We start from the raw sequence: 13,798 nt of genomic DNA on the forward strand, positions 1-13,798 counted from the left end.
CTCGCCCTCTGCCCCTCTCTGCTCCCCCGGCGTCAGCCAGGGTGTTCGTCACCGTACCTCCGGTCGCCCCGCGCACCGGCCGGATCGCCCCGGACGGCGGAGGTGACGAGGTCCCGCATCCGGGCGGCGGTGCGCGCCCAGTCGAACTCTGCCGCCCACCTCCGACATTCCGTGGCGACGCGATCGCGCTCCGTGCGATCGGCCAGGTCCTTGAGGGCGCGCCGGACGACATCGGCCTGGTCGTCGCCCTCCCGGACGAGCCATCCGGTGGCCCCGTCGCGGACGGCGTCGCGCAGGCCGTCCACGTCGTGCGCGACGGTCGGGACGCCGAACGCGGCGGCCTCGACGACGCTGAGGCCCCAGCCCTCGCCCTGGGACGTGCTGAGGTGCAGGTCGGCGCGGGCGACCAGGGCCGCCTTCACGTTCTCGGCGACGTAGCCGTGCGCGATGACGACCTTCTCCAAGCCGCGGGCTCTGATCCCGTTCGCGAGGGCGGCCGCCTCGGGGCCGTCCCCGACGATGTGGAGCTTCAGCCCGGGATGGGTCTCGGCGAGGTCTCCTGCGAGGTCGAGAAGGAGAGGGAGGCGTTTGTGCGGGACGAGCCGGGTCACGCAGACGAGATCAGGGTCCCCGGCGGGCTCCGAGACCGCGCCGTCGGGTTCGGCGACCACCGTTCCGTTAGGGACGACGAAGGTCGGACCGCTCCAGCCCAGTCGTTCCCTAACGGCACGCTCCGTGGACGGCGAGACGACCACGAACGCATGCCGCCGGTACGTCCAGCGACTCACCGGCCCCTCCAGGACTTGACCGACCCACGCGAGCCATCTGGGGAAGTACAGGCCGAACTGAGCATCGTGCACATGGTGGATGACGCAGAACACCGGGACACGGCGCGGCATGACCCACGGCGTGAAGAAGGGGATGCCGTTCTGGCAATCGACGACCGCGTCGAAGCGTCGCCGCCTGAGGCGGAAACCCAGCATCCACAGCAGGACAAGGGGGTAGACGGTGAAACGGCCGCCGAGACGCACGAACTCCACGTCCTCGACTCGTTCCCTGCGCTTCTGCCCCGGCGCCATGCTCGTCACGTAGTGGACGCGGGCTCCTTCACCGGCGAACCTCCGCGCCAGTTCCCAGGCGTAGCGTTCGGCGCCACCCGCGGAGGGATGCCAGGGATCCCTCCAGTTGACGACCGCCAGCCGCAGCTTCTCGCTCATCCCGTCTTCGCGCGCGACGTGGGAACGTTCTCCGCCAGTGCGGCCGCGTTCGGCAGGACAACCGAGCTCGGCAGGGCGATGGGCTCCGAAAGGGCGACCTGCACCGGGCCCGGCTCACCGAACGCCGCCCGCAGCGGCACGATCGGGATGTTCGGCCTCACCGGTATGACCGGCAACCGGACTCCGGCGCGCGCGCGGATGCGGGCCAGGTCGAGCAGGCATTGCAATGAGTGCCGCCGGACCGAGAACGTCGATCCCGGACGGTCGCGCCAGACCACCGGGATGTCCGTCACGGACGCTCCGCGCCGCACGCAGTGGGCGAGGAGCTCGACGTCGAACGAGAAGCCGGACGTGCGCAGGTCCGCCGCGGCGGCCCGTCCCAGCGGGCCGTAGAAGAACTTGAACCCGCACTGGGTGTCGGGGATGCCGCCCACGAGGTCGCGGACGATCCGGTTGAAGGTGATGGCGCCGAGGCGCCGGACGGGCAGCGCGTACCCCTGGACGACCGACCGACCGTGGCGCCTTGACCCGACCACGACCGGGCGGCCCTCGCGCAGCAGGACGATGGCTTCGTCCAGCGCGGCGAGGTCTGTTGCCATATCGGCGTCCATGAAGCCCACGTAAGGGGCCCGTGTCGCGAGCAGCCCGGCGCGGACCGCCGCTCCCTTCCCCCGGCGCTCGCAGCGCACCAGCCGGACGGGGACCGGCCCGTCCCAGGACTCGACGATGCCGGCCGTCCCGTCGGTGCTGGCGTTGTCGACGACGATGACCTCGGCCCGCGCCGTGAGGCCCGCGAGCTTGCCGCACAGCAGATCCAGCCCCGCCGGAAGCCGGTCGGCCTCGTTGAAGGCGGGAACGACGATCTCGAGAAGCGCGGGCCGGTCACGCCTGGTCCCCATCAGGGCCTACACGTCACCGGGAGCCGTAGTTGTACAGCGGCTTGATGACGGGGTCCTTCTGGGAGGCGCTTGCGAGCTGGACGGCGCCGAACGAGGCTCCGGAGGCCAGCAGGACGCCGACGATAGCGGCGATGGCGATGCGCATCAGGGGGTCCTTCGTCGGGGGTCGGGTCTGCGGGGCGTGATACCGCCGAGTAACGGGAAGCTCAGAGTAGTCCTTGAGGCCGTGATTGACCAGAAAACGGCGAGACCGGTCAGCACCCACGCGGCCGCCACGGGCGCGACCGGGACGGAGTCGCGGGCCCCGCCCGCACCCCCGTCGATCCGGTATACGGCCAGGTCAGGGCCGCGCAGTATCTCCGTGGCCGCGCCAGACGGCCGGTTGCCCTCCGGCTCGGCGTCCACGACGACGTACCGTACGCCCTCGTCACGCAGCGTCGCCGCCGGCGGGGTTCCGGTCCGTGCGACGGGCGCGAGCGCGACCGCCCTCGGATCCTCGGGTGCGACGGTCGTTCCGCCGACCGTGACGGCGTCGTCCACGATGACGCGACGGTGCAGGTAGCGGGGCATCGGGTCGAGCACCCGGCGGCCGTGGTTCCACGGGTAGCTCCGGTACGACGCCCAGGGCAGGACCAACACGTCACCGGGGACGGGATCGCCATCGATGATCTGCCGTGCGCGCGCCCAGTCGTCCGGGTATCGGACGGCCCGCAAGTCGCCCGCCGCGCCCCAGGCCAGGGTCGGCAGCAGGAGGACCGGGACCGCCGCCGCGGCGGCGGCCACTCCCGGCCACCGGGCCTCGGCCGCCCGGTCGGCGGCCGTCCCCAGTCCCACGGCGACCACGACGGCGAGCGGCGCCGCGAACTGCTGCCCGTCCCGGAGGACGGCGAACCCCGGCCAGAGGCCGATGACGCCTTCGAGTACGGGCGCCGCGACCGCACCCAAGGCCGCGACGACGAACCCCACCGCCGCGGCGACGGCCGCGCCCCGCCGCCAGCCGGGCTCCCGGCACCATCTCCAGTAGGCGGCCAGCGCGACCACCACCACGACCAGCCAGATCGTCGCGGTGACCGGCGCCCCGTAGCCGCTCGGCACGGTCTCGCCGTTCCACACCCCGCCGAGCAGGAGCAGGCTGCCGAGCGTCCCGAACGGGGTGTCCGCCCTGGCGGCGAACAGGCCGACGGCCGTTCCGTCCCCCGGCAGGCCCGCGGGACGCAGCGCCCCCGGCACCAGCCAGGGCAGGCCGAGCACGACCGCCGCCGCCACGACCCGCAGGCCGGCGCGGACCCCGCCGCGCAGCCCGGCGCGACACCCCTCACGCAGCCGCCCGACCCCCGAAGAGGTCGCGAGGGCGACGGCCAGAGCCGTCATCGCGGAGACCGCCAGCGCCGCGAAACCGCCGATCGCGGCGGGAAGCAGGGCGCGGACGAGGCGGCGGCCCCCGCCGGGCTCGTCCGTCCGCGCGGCCGCCGCCACCACCCAGGGCAGGGCCGCGTAGCCGAGCAGGAGCGCCCACTGCCCGAGCAGCAGGCGTTCGGCGACGAACGGGTTCCAGGCGTAGCAGACCCCGGCGGCCAGGCGCGGCGCCAGCCGGGGCGAGGGGACCAGCGACGCAGCCGACGTGCACGCCATCACGAAGACCGCGAGCAGGACGAGCTTCTGCACCGCGTCCGCCGGGACGATCGCGGCGAGCGCCGTGACGAACGCGTCGCTCGGCACGTGCCGGGGCACGACCCCGGTGAGCCCGAACGTCAGCCGGGTGAACGCCGGGTCGGGCACGAACACCATGTCGTAGGACAGCACGAAGCCGGGCGCGAGCCCCGGCCCCAGTGCCGCGAGCCCGAGCCCGAGGCCGGTGAGGGCGGCCACCAGGTGCCGCGTCCGGTCGGTCAAGCAGTCCGCTCCCGCATGTGAGCCTGGACGCTACCCGACCGGCTCGGGGTCCCGGGGCAGGCCGAGGATCCGCTCGCCGATCACGTTCAGGTTCACCTCGGTGGTGCCGCCGCCGATCGACATCGCCCGGGAGGCGAGCAGGTAGCGGGTCCAGCGGGCGCGCAGGGGGTCGCGGCGCCCGCCGGTCAGGGCGCCCTCCTCCCCGAGGAGCGTGAACCCGAACTCGGTGACCTGCTGGCCGTGCTCCATCGCCACCAGCTTGCGCACGTTCGCCGTCGCGCCCGGGTCGGTGCCCGACAGCCGCTTGAGCGTGGCGCGCAGCCCGAGCAGGTTGAACGCGTGCTCGTCGCAGGCGAGGCGGCCGATCCCGTCGCGGACGAGCGGATCGCCGTCCAGGCCCAGCTCTGCGGCGAGGTCGAGCAGTTCGGGCAGGTCGCCGCCGAGCTGGAAGCTGCTCGTCAGGCCGACCCGCTCGTTGGCAAGCGTCGTGCGGGCGACGCGCCAGCCCTCGTTGACCGGGCCGACCACGAGGTCGTCCGGCACGAACACCCCGTCGAGGAACACCTCGTTGAACACGGCGTCGCCGGTGCACTCGCGCAGCGGGCGGACCTCGATGCCGGGCGAGGCCATGTCGACGAGGAAGTAGGTGATCCCGCCGTGCTTGGGGCGGTCCGGATCGGTGCGCGCGACGCAGATCGCCCACTGCGCCTCGCGGGCCAGCGACGTCCAGATCTTCTGCCCGGTGATCGTCCAGCCGCCGTCGGCGCGCTCGGCGCGGGTCCGCAGCCCGGCGAGGTCGGAGCCCGCGCCCGGCTCGGAGAACAGCTGGCACCAGATGATCTCGCCGCGCAGCGTCGGCGGGAGGAAGCGCTCCCGCTGCTCCGCCGTCCCGTACTGGACCAGCGAGGGGACGACCCACGCCGCGATCATCAGCGGCACGGGGCGCACCTTCGCCGCCCTGAGCTCCTGCTGGATCACGATCTGTTCGAGCGGTCCCGCCTCCCGCCCCCAGGGCTTCGGCAGGTGCGGCGTCACCCAGCCGCCCTCGGCCATCGCGGCGCGCTGTTCGAGCGGTTCCATCGCGGCCAGCTCGGCGACGCGGGCGCGGACCTCCTCGCGGACCGGCGCCGCGTCCTCGGCCAGCTCGACGCTCATCGGGCGCCGGACGCCACCGACCGCGAGCGCGGCGACCTCCGCGCGGTGCGTGCTCGCCCGGCCCAGGAGCGCGCGGAGGGTGAGGGCCCGCCGGTAGAGGAGGTGGGCGTCGTGCTCGTAGGTGTAGCCGATGCCTCCATGGACCTGGATGTCGCCTTCGGCGCAGGTGACCGCGGCATCCGCCGCCAGGGCGGCCGCGACCGCGACGGCGTAGGCACGCTGGTCTTCTGGCTCGTCCAGAGCGCGCGCGGCGTCCCATACCGCCGCCCTGGCGCGCTCGACGGCGATGAGCATCCGCGCGCACTTGTGCTTGACGCCTTGGAACTGGCCGATCGGACGGCCGAACTGCTCCCGCAGCTTCGCGTACGCGACGGCGTCGTCCAGGGCGCGTCCTGCCACACCGCACGCCTCGGCGCCCAGGAGGACGGCGGCGAGGGCGTGCACGTCCACGCCGCTGATGAAGCACTCGTCCGGAAGGGCCACGCCCTCGACCGTGACCGACCCCAGCGGACGGGTGATGTCCAGAGACTCCAGTTCATCGACGGTCACGTCGCCCCGCGTCAGGACGGCCCAGCGGTCACCGGCCGGGAGCACGAAGACGTCGGCCAGGGGGGCGCCCAGCACCGGCTGAACCGTCCCGGAGACGGTCGAGCCGTTCGTGGAAAGGCCGCCGGAAAGCCCGACCGCCGCCTTCCGGGCCCCCGTGACGAGCCCGCGCACGTCCACCCCTGCCGCGTGCAGGACCGCGGACGCCAGCACGGTCGGCGCGTACGGGCCGGGGGCCAGGGCGCGGCCCAGTTCCTCCAGCGCGACGGCCTGTTCCAGGATCCCGAAGCCCTCGCCGCCGGCGTCCTCGGGCAGGTGCAGGCCGAGCAGTCCCTGCTCGGCGAGCGCGGGCCAGAAGCTCGGATCCGCGTCCCGGACGGCCTGCCGCGTGACGGCGCGCTCGGCGAAGCCGCGCACCGACGCCGCGAGCGCCTCGTGTTCCTCGGTCAGCCCGATGGCCATGGCCACACCTTTCGCAGGAGTGGCCCCAGCGTATTAGAACGGGATTCGGTTGTCAGGAGGCGATCTTGAGCTGCCCGAGGAACTGGTTGACGTCCGGCCACTGCTTGCGGTTCGTGTTCGGCATCGACGCGAACACCACCGCCGGCGCCTTCCGGCCGGTGTCGACCACCGCCATGACCACGATCTCGCCCGTCGCGCGCACCCCGGACCGCTTGTAGGTGAGGTAGGAGGCGACCAGCCAGCCCTTGTGCCCGCCCACGTTCAGGGCCTGCGACGCGAGCGGGGCCGACTTGTGGGGGAAGGCGTAGTACTGGGCCTCATAGCCCTTCGCGGCCAGCCCGGCCACGGTCTTCACGCTGTCGGGCCCCTGGTAGGCGCTCTGGAGGGACGGGATCAGCGTTCCGGTGAGGAGCTGCCCGTACCAGAAGCGCCCAGCGTGCCGCTCGGTCAGCAGGATCTGCTGCCCGGACCACCCCGGCGTGCCCAGCTTGTTCTTCTTGGTGGGCACCTGCCAGGGGGCGGCCAGCCGCGGGTACGACAGCCCGGAGTGGACGTCGTTGACCCGCCCGAGCATCCGGCTCGGCTTCCCGGGGAACGTCGCGAGGCGCTTGTCGGGCGGCATCTCCACCTGCGCCGGCTCGGAGGACTGCTCCGCCGCGGCCCGCCGGTCGGCGTTGCCGGCCGGGTCGGCGGTCTCGGCCGGCTCGTCGTCGCCGCTCTTCATGAAGTAGACGCCGCCGGCCGCCAGGAGCGCGACCACCAGCAGGCCGATCCCGCCGAACAGCACGATCCGGGACCGGCCGCCTCGCTCGTCCAGGACGTCGCGCTGCGGCTTCGGCGAGCCGCCGAGCTTGGCGTCCGCGGCGTCCTCGTCCGCCATCCAGTCGGGCATCTGCCAGTTGCCGCTGCTCGGCTTGCCGGGCTTGGCCGGCTGCCCGGACCCGGTGGGGACGGCCGGGACATACCTGTCGTCGCCGCCGCCGTCGTCGCCGCCCTCCTCGAAGAGCGACCCCTCCCACTGGGGCGCCTCCTCGGCCGCGGGCTTCTCCTCGACCACGGGCGCCACCTTGACGTCCTCGGGGTCGGGCTCCTCGCGCGCGGCGGGCTCCCGGCGCCCGGTCTCGACCTTGCCCCAGACGTCGTGCGTCCCGGCGCCCTCGCCGGACGAGAAGTCGGTGCGGCCCGTCGGCGGGGGCACCGGCACCTCCGGCACCTTCGGCTCGGGGAAGGCCGCCTGCGGCCCGGTCGGGCCCTCCGCGCCGTCCCGCGGCTCGCTCTCGCTCATTTCGGTCCAGCGCACACTGCGCTCCCCCTGATCGGACATGCGGCACACGTTACGCCAAGATCACTCGTGCCGTTCCGGCCGGTCATCACGCTCAGGACACATCTTCTCATCGCCTCGGTGCCGACGCCCCGGACGTCTCACCCGGGGCTCGTCAGGCCCGCCTCGGCCGGCGGGTCGTCGGCCAGGCGTTCCCGTGCCAGCAGCGTCCCGCCGGCCACCGCGCCGGGCATCGCGAGCACCGCGCCCAGCGGGATGAGAAACACCACAAAGGTCGCCGCGCCGAACCCGACGGCGAGCGGGCGGCGGGTCTTCAGCCGCGCGAACCGGTCCCGGCGCCGCAGCCCGCGCCGCTCCAGCGCGATCGACGTCAGCTCGCCCGCGAGGAAGTAGCCCGACACCAGGGCCGCGACCACCGGGACGACCGTCTGCCCCACCACCGGCAGGAACCCGCACGCGAAGAACACGACCGCGAACACCAGCGCCACGGCCCCGAGGATCAGCGCGTCCTTGACCGCCCGGCCGATCTGGACCAGCAGCGGGACGTCGGGCTCCGGCGGCGCGCCGCCCTGCGACTCCTCCACCCGGACCGCGATGGACTCGTAGAACGGGTCGCCCACCAGCAGCGTCACCGCCGTGAACGTGATGACCGAGAGGAACACGGCCGACCCGTACAGCGCGATACCGGCCACGACCCGCGCGGACGTGCGCGCCGCGTCCGACCAGCCGTCGGCGAAGCCCGTCACCCATCCGGCCAGGTCGTCGATCCGGTAGGCCAGGAAGACCAGCGCCGCGACGTACACCGCCAGGACGATCAGCGCGGGGATCAGCCCGAACAGCCACTGGGCCGGGTGCCGCGCCACCCATCCGATGCCGCGCAGCAGGTAGCCGACGCCGTTGAAGAAGTCCTTGAACGCGGACGGCCGCGGCGGCGGGCTCTGCTGTTGGACGAAACCCGGCTGCTGCGCGGGACTGGGCTGCGGGGGACCCGGCCGGGGGGCTGCTTGCGGACTCGGCGGCGGGCCCGGCTGCGGGCCCGGCTGCGGCAGGCCGCTCCAGGCACCGGGCCGGTCAGGGGGTCCGTACGGTTGGCTCACGCACCCTGACCCTATAGGGCGGGCAGCCCCACAAGACGGACAGAACGGTCCCATACCGCGCGCCGCAGTTCCGGATCCTTCACGGCCCCGACCGCCGGAAGCCTTCCGGCCCCCGGCCTGGAGCTGTAGTAACCGCCGCTGCGCCCCTCGAACTCCTCGTCCAGCGCGAGCCGCAACGCCATCCGCGCGCCCTGCTCCGGGGTCCGCATCACCGGGGTGTGCGAGAAGAGGGACAGGAGGCGCTCGGTGCCGCGGACGTCCCTGCCGAGGCTCGTCGCGACGAGTCCAGGGCAGACCGCGTTCGCCGTGACGCCGCTGCCCTCCATCCGCCTGGCCAGTTCCTGCGCGAACAGGATGTTGAGCAGCTTCGACCGCCCGTACACGCGCAGTGCCCCGCCCGGGCCGTACGACCCCGGCTCGGCCATCCGGTCGACGTCGAGCCGGTCCGAGAACCGGTGCGCCTCCGACGCCATGACCACCACCCGCGACGGCGCCCCCTTCTCCAGCAGCCCCAGCAGCAGGTTCGTCAGCAGGAACGGCCCCAGGTGGTTCGTCGCGATCACGCGGTCGTACCCGTCCGCGCTGACCTTCGCCCGCAGCAGGTAGACGCCCGCGTTGTCGACCAGCACGTCCAACCGGTCGAACCGCTCCTCCAGCGACGCCGCGACCCGCCGGACGTCCATCTGCACCGAAAGGTCCCCGATGAACGTCTCGACCCGCGCGCCCGGCACGTCCGCCGTCAGCTCCTCCACCGTCGCGGCGGCGCGCAGCTCGTTCCGGCAGACGATCCCCACCAGCATCCCCGCCCGGGCCAGCCCCCGCGCGATCTCCTTCCCGATCCCGGAGGTCCCCCCGGTGACGATCGCGATCCTGCGCTCCATCCCCCCACCGAACCACCCCCCGCACCCCCGGGCAACAGCGCGGCGCCCCTGGCACCGAAGTGGAACACGTTCTACTATTTCGCCCATGAGGTTCACCTACGCCGAGGCCATGACGGATCCGTCGTTCTACCTGCCGCTGGCCAAGGCCGCCGAGGAGGCCGGGTACACGAGCATGTCGGTCGCCGACTCGCTGGTGTACCCGAAGGAGTCGGACTCGGTGTATCCGTACACCGCCGACGGGAACCGGGAGTTCCTGGAGGACAAGCCCTTCATCGAGACGTTCACGCTGATCGCGGCCATGGGGGCGGTGACGACCCGGCTGCGGTTCACGCCGTTCGTACTCAAGCTGCCGGTACGTCCCCCCGTCCTGGTGGCGAAGCAGGCGACGTCGGTGGCGTGCCTGACCGGCGGGCGGCTCGCCCTCGGCGTCGGGCTCAGCCCCTGGCGCGAGGACTTCGAGGTCATGGGCGTCCCGTGGGAGCGGCGCGGCAGGCGGATGGACGAGGCCATCGACATCGTCCGGGGGCTGAGCGGCGGCGGGTACTTCGAGTACCACGGCGAGCACTTCGACGTCCCGGCCGTCAAGATCTGCCCGGCGCGGCCCTTCCCGATCCTCGTCGGCGGGCACAGCGAGCCCGCGCTGCGCCGCGCCGTCGTGCGCGGGGACGGCTGGATGCACGCGGGCGGCGGCGACGACCTCGACGACCTGCTCGCCCGGCTGGACCGGATCCGCGAGGCGGAGGGCAAGGCCGGCGACCCCTTCGAGGTGCACGTCATCTCGATGGACGCGTACACGCCCGACGGGGTGAGGCGGCTCGAGGACAAGGGCGTCACCGACGTGATCGTCGGCTTCCGGATGCCCTACGCCGCGGGGCCCGACACCGAGCCGCTGGACAAGAAGATCGAGCATCTCGAGCGGTTCGCCGAGACCGTCATCGCCAAGACCGCCTCCTGACCCCGAAACGAGAACACGTTACAGTGGATGCCATCGCCTGGGACGCCCCCGACGCCGACCACCCGGCCCGCCGCGCCGCCCGCGCCTCCATGACCGCCGTCGCCGAGGGCCGCAAGGCCGACTGGCTGGCCCTGTTCGCCCCGGACGCCCTCATCGAGGACCCCGTCGGCCCGTCCTTCCTCGACCCGGAGGGCGCGGGCCACCGGGGCCCGGAGGGCATCGAGAACTTCTGGAACTCCTTCATCTCCACGATCGCCGGCTTCCGCTTCCGCGTGGCCGACTCCTTCGCGGGCGGCCCCTGCTGCGCCAACGTCGCGACGATCACCACCACGACGCCCGACGGCGCCACGATGACCATCGACTGCGTCCTCGTCTACACGGTGGACGAGGACGGCAGGATCACGTCCCTGCGCGCCCACTGGGAACCCGACCGCGCCATGGCCACCCTCACCACGCCCTAGAGGCTCCGGCCCCTCCCGGACGATCCGCGGCGATCAGCGGCGCCCTCCGGACCACCGCCGCGGCCAGGACCGTTGACATGTCCGGCGACTCCCGGGTAGAAAACCACTTGGTTATAGAACCAGGAGGTTTTCTAGTGGGCACCGGCACTCTCGACACGACGTTCGCCGCGCTGGCCGACCCGACCAGACGGGCGATCTTGACCCGCCTCACCCAGGGCGACGCGTCGGTGGGCGAGTTGACGGCTCCGTTCGCGATGAGCCAGCCCGCCGTGTCCAAACACCTGCGCGTGCTCGAACGCGCCGGGCTCGTCTCGCGCGGCCGGGACGCGCAGCGGCGGCCGTGCCGGCTCGAGGCGCGGCCCCTGCGGGAGGCACTGGACTGGCTCGCCGACTTCCGCGAGTACTGGGAGGAGAGCTACCAGCGGCTCGACGAGCTGCTCGCGAGGCTCGAAGAGCGGGACGGCTCGTGAGCACCTGGCAGCCCCGCGGGGCGGGCCTCGTGGTCAGCGCGCCGTCCGACACCGAGGTCCTGCTCAGCAGGACGTTCGACGCGCCCCGGCGGCGGGTGTTCGACGCGTTCACCCGTCCGGAGCTGCTTCGGCAGTGGCACGGCGCCCGCGGCTGGCGGCTCACCGTGTGCGAGATCGACCTGCGTCCCGGTGGCGCCTGGCGCTTCGTCTCGCACGGCCCGGGCGGCGCCGAGATGGGCTACGGCGGCGTCTTCCACGAGGTGGACGCGCCCGCACGCCTGGTGCAGAGCGAGATCCGCGACGGCTGGGAGGCCGGCGAGGCCCTGGTCACCACCGTCTTCCACGAGCGAGACGGCCGCACCGCCATGAACACCACCGTTCGCTACCCCACCCGCGCGATACGCGACAGCGTGCTCCGCAGCCCGATGCGGCGCGGCGCGGGCGAATCCTACGACCGGCTCGACGACCTGCTCTCGGAAGGAGACCACCCATGACCGAGTCCTCCACCCCGGTACTGCCCGTGCGCCCCGGAGTGCTCCTGCTCGAACTCGTTCCGGTGCCCGTCAGCGACATCGACCGGGCCATGGACTTCTACACCGGCCTCGGCTTCAACGCCGACGTCGACGTACGACCCGCGGACGGCGTCCGGTACGTCCAGCTCACACCGCCGGGTTCGGCCTGTTCGATCGCGCTGACGGAGGGCCTGCCGGGCATGGACATGCCGGTCGGGACGCAGCGCGGACTGCACCTGGTCGTCAGCGACATCGAGCAGGCCAGATCCGATCTCATCGAGCGCGGCGCCGACGTGGGTCCGGTGGAGGACATGGGCGGCGTCTTCTACGCCGGTTTCGCCGATCCGGACGGCAACACCTGGACCCTCCAGCACATGCCCTGGCGCCCCTGAACCACCCCGATCACCCGATCAGCGTTCCGAGCATCAGGCGGACGGCCGCGCGGTTCTCTAGTGCAGGACGGCTGTGGACATCTGCGTGGAGAATTGCTTGAGAACGCGGTGGTCCTTGTAGAGCTTGACGGTCACGTCTCCTATTTGACCGAGCTCGGGGCCTTGGAGGCCGGTACCGGTTCTCCGGAGGACGAAGAACCTGTCGGTCACCGGCGCTTCCGCGGATCTGCCGTCCGAAGCCGTGAAAATGACCCGCGTGCCGCCCCGTACCGGGACTCGACCGGACACGTGGGTCTCCCAGCCCGGCTCGGCATCGGGCTTGGCGGAATCGAGAGTGCCCCCGCCCGTGTCGTCGCAGATCACGTTGTCGGGGACGTCTGCCAGGGACACCCCCCAGACTTTGGCGGCCTGGTGAAGGCTCTGGTCGTTCGAGCTCGGCCTGCCGGCGCGGTCGAGCAAGCAGAGCCGGTAGGCCGCCCTGCTGCCCAGCAGCACCGTCCGCCCGCGCGAGTCGCGATCAGACGTGGCCAGCACCCGGAAATCGGCCACATGCGTCCCCGGCCCTGTCACCTTCGCCTCGCTCCTCGGGTCTGACGGGTCCGGCACCGAGATGAGGGGGTCGCCGACCATGCACGAGCGGACGAGGGCGAGCTGGTCAGGGGTGTTCGCAGGCAGCGCGACGGATTTCGGCGCGGGCTTGGGCAGCAGGGAGTCGTCCGCGAGGATGGACGGGGAGGGATCAGTGACGATCAGTACCACCACCAGCGCTCCGGCCGCCACGGCGGCGGTGCCCAACCCGGCCCAGGCCGCACCGCGAAGCACGCCACCCACGGCCACCCCTTCCTCCGGGCGCCGAAACTCCGGCGGCCGACGCGAATCGAAACGAGCATGCACAAACGAACGGTCAGGCGCAAGGCGTCGACAGGTCGCGGAACGTCGCGGGTGCGAAGGTGTCGACGCCCGTCCGTGAGAGGATCCACCGCAGTCTGTGCTGGTGCTGACCGTGGAGGCGAGCATGTACGCGGTGTCCCTTGGTGACGACGGTGCGGAGCTGCGGCCGCTCGAACCGTGGCAGGCCGAGGAGTTCCTGACCCACATCGACCGGGGCCGAGACTTCATCGGCCGGCACGTCGGGCTCCCGGACCGCGTCACGGACCTGGAGTCCAGCCGCGCGCAACTCCAGGCGTACGCGGACAAGGCCGCAGCCGACAGGGGGCGCATCTACGGCATATGGGTCGACGGCCGGCTGGTGGGCGGGGTCCTCTTCGTGACGATGGACGTCGACCAGGGCACCGCCGAGGCCGGCTGCTGGCTGGAGCCGTCGGCGTCGGGCAGGGGCCTGGTGACCAGAGCGGTGCGCACCATCATCGACTGGGCCGTCGAAGAGCGCGGCATCCACCGTGTGGAATGGCGCGTCTCGGCCGCCAACCTGCCCAGCATCGCCGTGGCGAAGCGGCTCGGGATGACGAAGGACGGCACCCTGCGGGAAAGCTACCTCTACCGCGGAGAACGGCAGGACATCGAGGTCTGGTCGGTGCTCGCACCGGAGTGGCGGGCGTTCGGACAGGCACCCTAG

The 13,798-nt window shown here is 72.6% G+C and carries 15 protein-coding genes; 6 read left to right on the top strand and 9 right to left on the bottom strand.

Annotated features, from left to right (window positions below; all coding sequences use genetic code 11):
* Positions 1–32: 32 nt before the first annotated feature.
* From BKA00_RS22255 to BKA00_RS22285, 8 genes are all read right to left on the bottom strand, one after another.
* Positions 33–1,217 (bottom strand): glycosyltransferase family 4 protein, encoded by a 1,185-nt coding sequence (locus BKA00_RS22255; protein ID WP_185027918.1) that lies wholly within the window; start codon positions 1,215–1,217, stop codon positions 33–35.
* Positions 1,214–2,116, bottom strand: a complete 903-nt coding sequence (locus BKA00_RS22260) for a glycosyltransferase (protein ID WP_230298663.1) — start codon at positions 2,114–2,116, stop codon at positions 1,214–1,216. The genes BKA00_RS22255 and BKA00_RS22260 overlap by 4 nt, the downstream gene beginning before the upstream one ends.
* Before the next feature lie 13 nt (positions 2,117–2,129).
* Positions 2,130–2,261 (bottom strand): hypothetical protein, encoded by a 132-nt coding sequence (locus tag BKA00_RS39975; RefSeq protein WP_258942032.1) that lies wholly within the window; start codon positions 2,259–2,261, stop codon positions 2,130–2,132.
* Positions 2,261–4,009, bottom strand: coding sequence for an MmpA family trehalose lipid delivery protein (locus BKA00_RS22265; RefSeq protein ID WP_185027920.1), 1,749 nt, complete (start codon positions 4,007–4,009; stop codon positions 2,261–2,263). Before BKA00_RS22265 ends, BKA00_RS39975 begins: the two co-directional genes overlap by 1 nt.
* 30 nt (positions 4,010–4,039) lie before the next feature.
* Complete coding sequence (locus BKA00_RS22270) at positions 4,040–6,172, bottom strand: acyl-CoA dehydrogenase family protein (protein WP_185027921.1); 2,133 nt, start codon at positions 6,170–6,172, stop codon at positions 4,040–4,042.
* A gap of 52 nt (positions 6,173–6,224) precedes the next feature.
* Positions 6,225–7,496 carry a flagellar basal body-associated FliL family protein gene (locus BKA00_RS22275; RefSeq protein ID WP_185027923.1) on the bottom strand — a complete coding sequence of 424 codons (1,272 nt, stop codon included), beginning with the start codon at positions 7,494–7,496 and terminating at the stop codon, positions 6,225–6,227.
* A 98-nt stretch (positions 7,497–7,594) separates the two neighbouring features.
* Complete coding sequence (locus BKA00_RS22280) at positions 7,595–8,551, bottom strand: EI24 domain-containing protein (RefSeq protein ID WP_230298664.1); 957 nt, start codon at positions 8,549–8,551, stop codon at positions 7,595–7,597.
* Positions 8,552–8,562: 11 nt separating this feature from the next.
* Positions 8,563–9,432, bottom strand: a complete 870-nt coding sequence (locus BKA00_RS22285; protein WP_185027927.1) for an SDR family NAD(P)-dependent oxidoreductase — start codon at positions 9,430–9,432, stop codon at positions 8,563–8,565.
* A gap of 85 nt (positions 9,433–9,517) precedes the next feature.
* Here BKA00_RS22285 and BKA00_RS22290 point away from each other — a divergent pair, with 85 nt between their 5' ends.
* From BKA00_RS22290 to BKA00_RS22310, 5 genes are all read left to right on the top strand, one after another.
* Entirely contained in the window at positions 9,518–10,387 is an 870-nt protein-coding gene (locus BKA00_RS22290) for a TIGR03619 family F420-dependent LLM class oxidoreductase (protein ID WP_185027929.1), read from the top strand.
* 23 nt (positions 10,388–10,410) lie between these two features.
* Complete coding sequence (locus BKA00_RS22295) at positions 10,411–10,848, top strand: nuclear transport factor 2 family protein (RefSeq protein WP_230298665.1); 438 nt, start codon at positions 10,411–10,413, stop codon at positions 10,846–10,848.
* A 134-nt stretch (positions 10,849–10,982) separates the two neighbouring features.
* A complete protein-coding gene (locus BKA00_RS22300) occupies positions 10,983–11,318 on the top strand; it encodes an ArsR/SmtB family transcription factor (protein WP_230298666.1) in 336 nt (111 codons plus the stop codon).
* On the top strand, positions 11,315–11,812 hold the full coding sequence (locus BKA00_RS22305; protein WP_185027933.1) for an SRPBCC family protein: 498 nt from the start codon (positions 11,315–11,317) through the stop codon (positions 11,810–11,812). Before BKA00_RS22300 ends, BKA00_RS22305 begins: the two co-directional genes overlap by 4 nt.
* Complete coding sequence (locus BKA00_RS22310; RefSeq protein ID WP_185027935.1) at positions 11,809–12,222, top strand: VOC family protein; 414 nt, start codon at positions 11,809–11,811, stop codon at positions 12,220–12,222. Before BKA00_RS22305 ends, BKA00_RS22310 begins: the two co-directional genes overlap by 4 nt.
* 57 nt (positions 12,223–12,279) lie before the next feature.
* On the opposite strand, the gene BKA00_RS22315 is transcribed toward BKA00_RS22310, so the two are convergent.
* Positions 12,280–13,053: a hypothetical protein gene (locus tag BKA00_RS22315; protein ID WP_185027937.1), complete on the bottom strand. Its 774-nt coding sequence runs from the start codon at positions 13,051–13,053 to the stop codon at positions 12,280–12,282.
* A 184-nt stretch (positions 13,054–13,237) separates the two neighbouring features.
* Here BKA00_RS22315 and BKA00_RS22320 point away from each other — a divergent pair, with 184 nt between their 5' ends.
* Positions 13,238–13,798, top strand: a complete 561-nt coding sequence (locus tag BKA00_RS22320) for a GNAT family N-acetyltransferase (protein WP_185034615.1) — start codon at positions 13,238–13,240, stop codon at positions 13,796–13,798.

Origin of the sequence: Actinomadura coerulea (genome assembly GCF_014208105.1) — a bacterium.
GTDB classification, from domain to species: Bacteria; Actinomycetota; Actinomycetes; order Streptosporangiales; family Streptosporangiaceae; genus Spirillospora; species Spirillospora coerulea.

What these genes read in the sequence shown, in the direction of transcription:
- BKA00_RS22320 (WP_185034615.1), top strand. Translation starts at nt 13,238, where the DNA reads ATGTACGCGGTGTCCCTTGGTGACGACGGTGCGGAGCTGCGGCCGCTC.
- BKA00_RS22275 (WP_185027923.1), bottom strand. Translation starts at nt 7,496, where the DNA reads ATGTCCGATCAGGGGGAGCGCAGTGTGCGCTGGACCGAAATGAGCGAG.
- BKA00_RS22260 (WP_230298663.1), bottom strand. Translation starts at nt 2,116, where the DNA reads ATGGGGACCAGGCGTGACCGGCCCGCGCTTCTCGAGATCGTCGTTCCC.
- BKA00_RS22285 (WP_185027927.1), bottom strand. Translation starts at nt 9,432, where the DNA reads ATGGAGCGCAGGATCGCGATCGTCACCGGGGGGACCTCCGGGATCGGG.
- BKA00_RS22290 (WP_185027929.1), top strand. Translation starts at nt 9,518, where the DNA reads ATGAGGTTCACCTACGCCGAGGCCATGACGGATCCGTCGTTCTACCTG.
- BKA00_RS39975 (WP_258942032.1), bottom strand. Translation starts at nt 2,261, where the DNA reads ATGCGCATCGCCATCGCCGCTATCGTCGGCGTCCTGCTGGCCTCCGGA.
- BKA00_RS22310 (WP_185027935.1), top strand. Translation starts at nt 11,809, where the DNA reads ATGACCGAGTCCTCCACCCCGGTACTGCCCGTGCGCCCCGGAGTGCTC.
- BKA00_RS22270 (WP_185027921.1), bottom strand. Translation starts at nt 6,172, where the DNA reads ATGGCCATCGGGCTGACCGAGGAACACGAGGCGCTCGCGGCGTCGGTG.
- BKA00_RS22255 (WP_185027918.1), bottom strand. Translation starts at nt 1,217, where the DNA reads ATGAGCGAGAAGCTGCGGCTGGCGGTCGTCAACTGGAGGGATCCCTGG.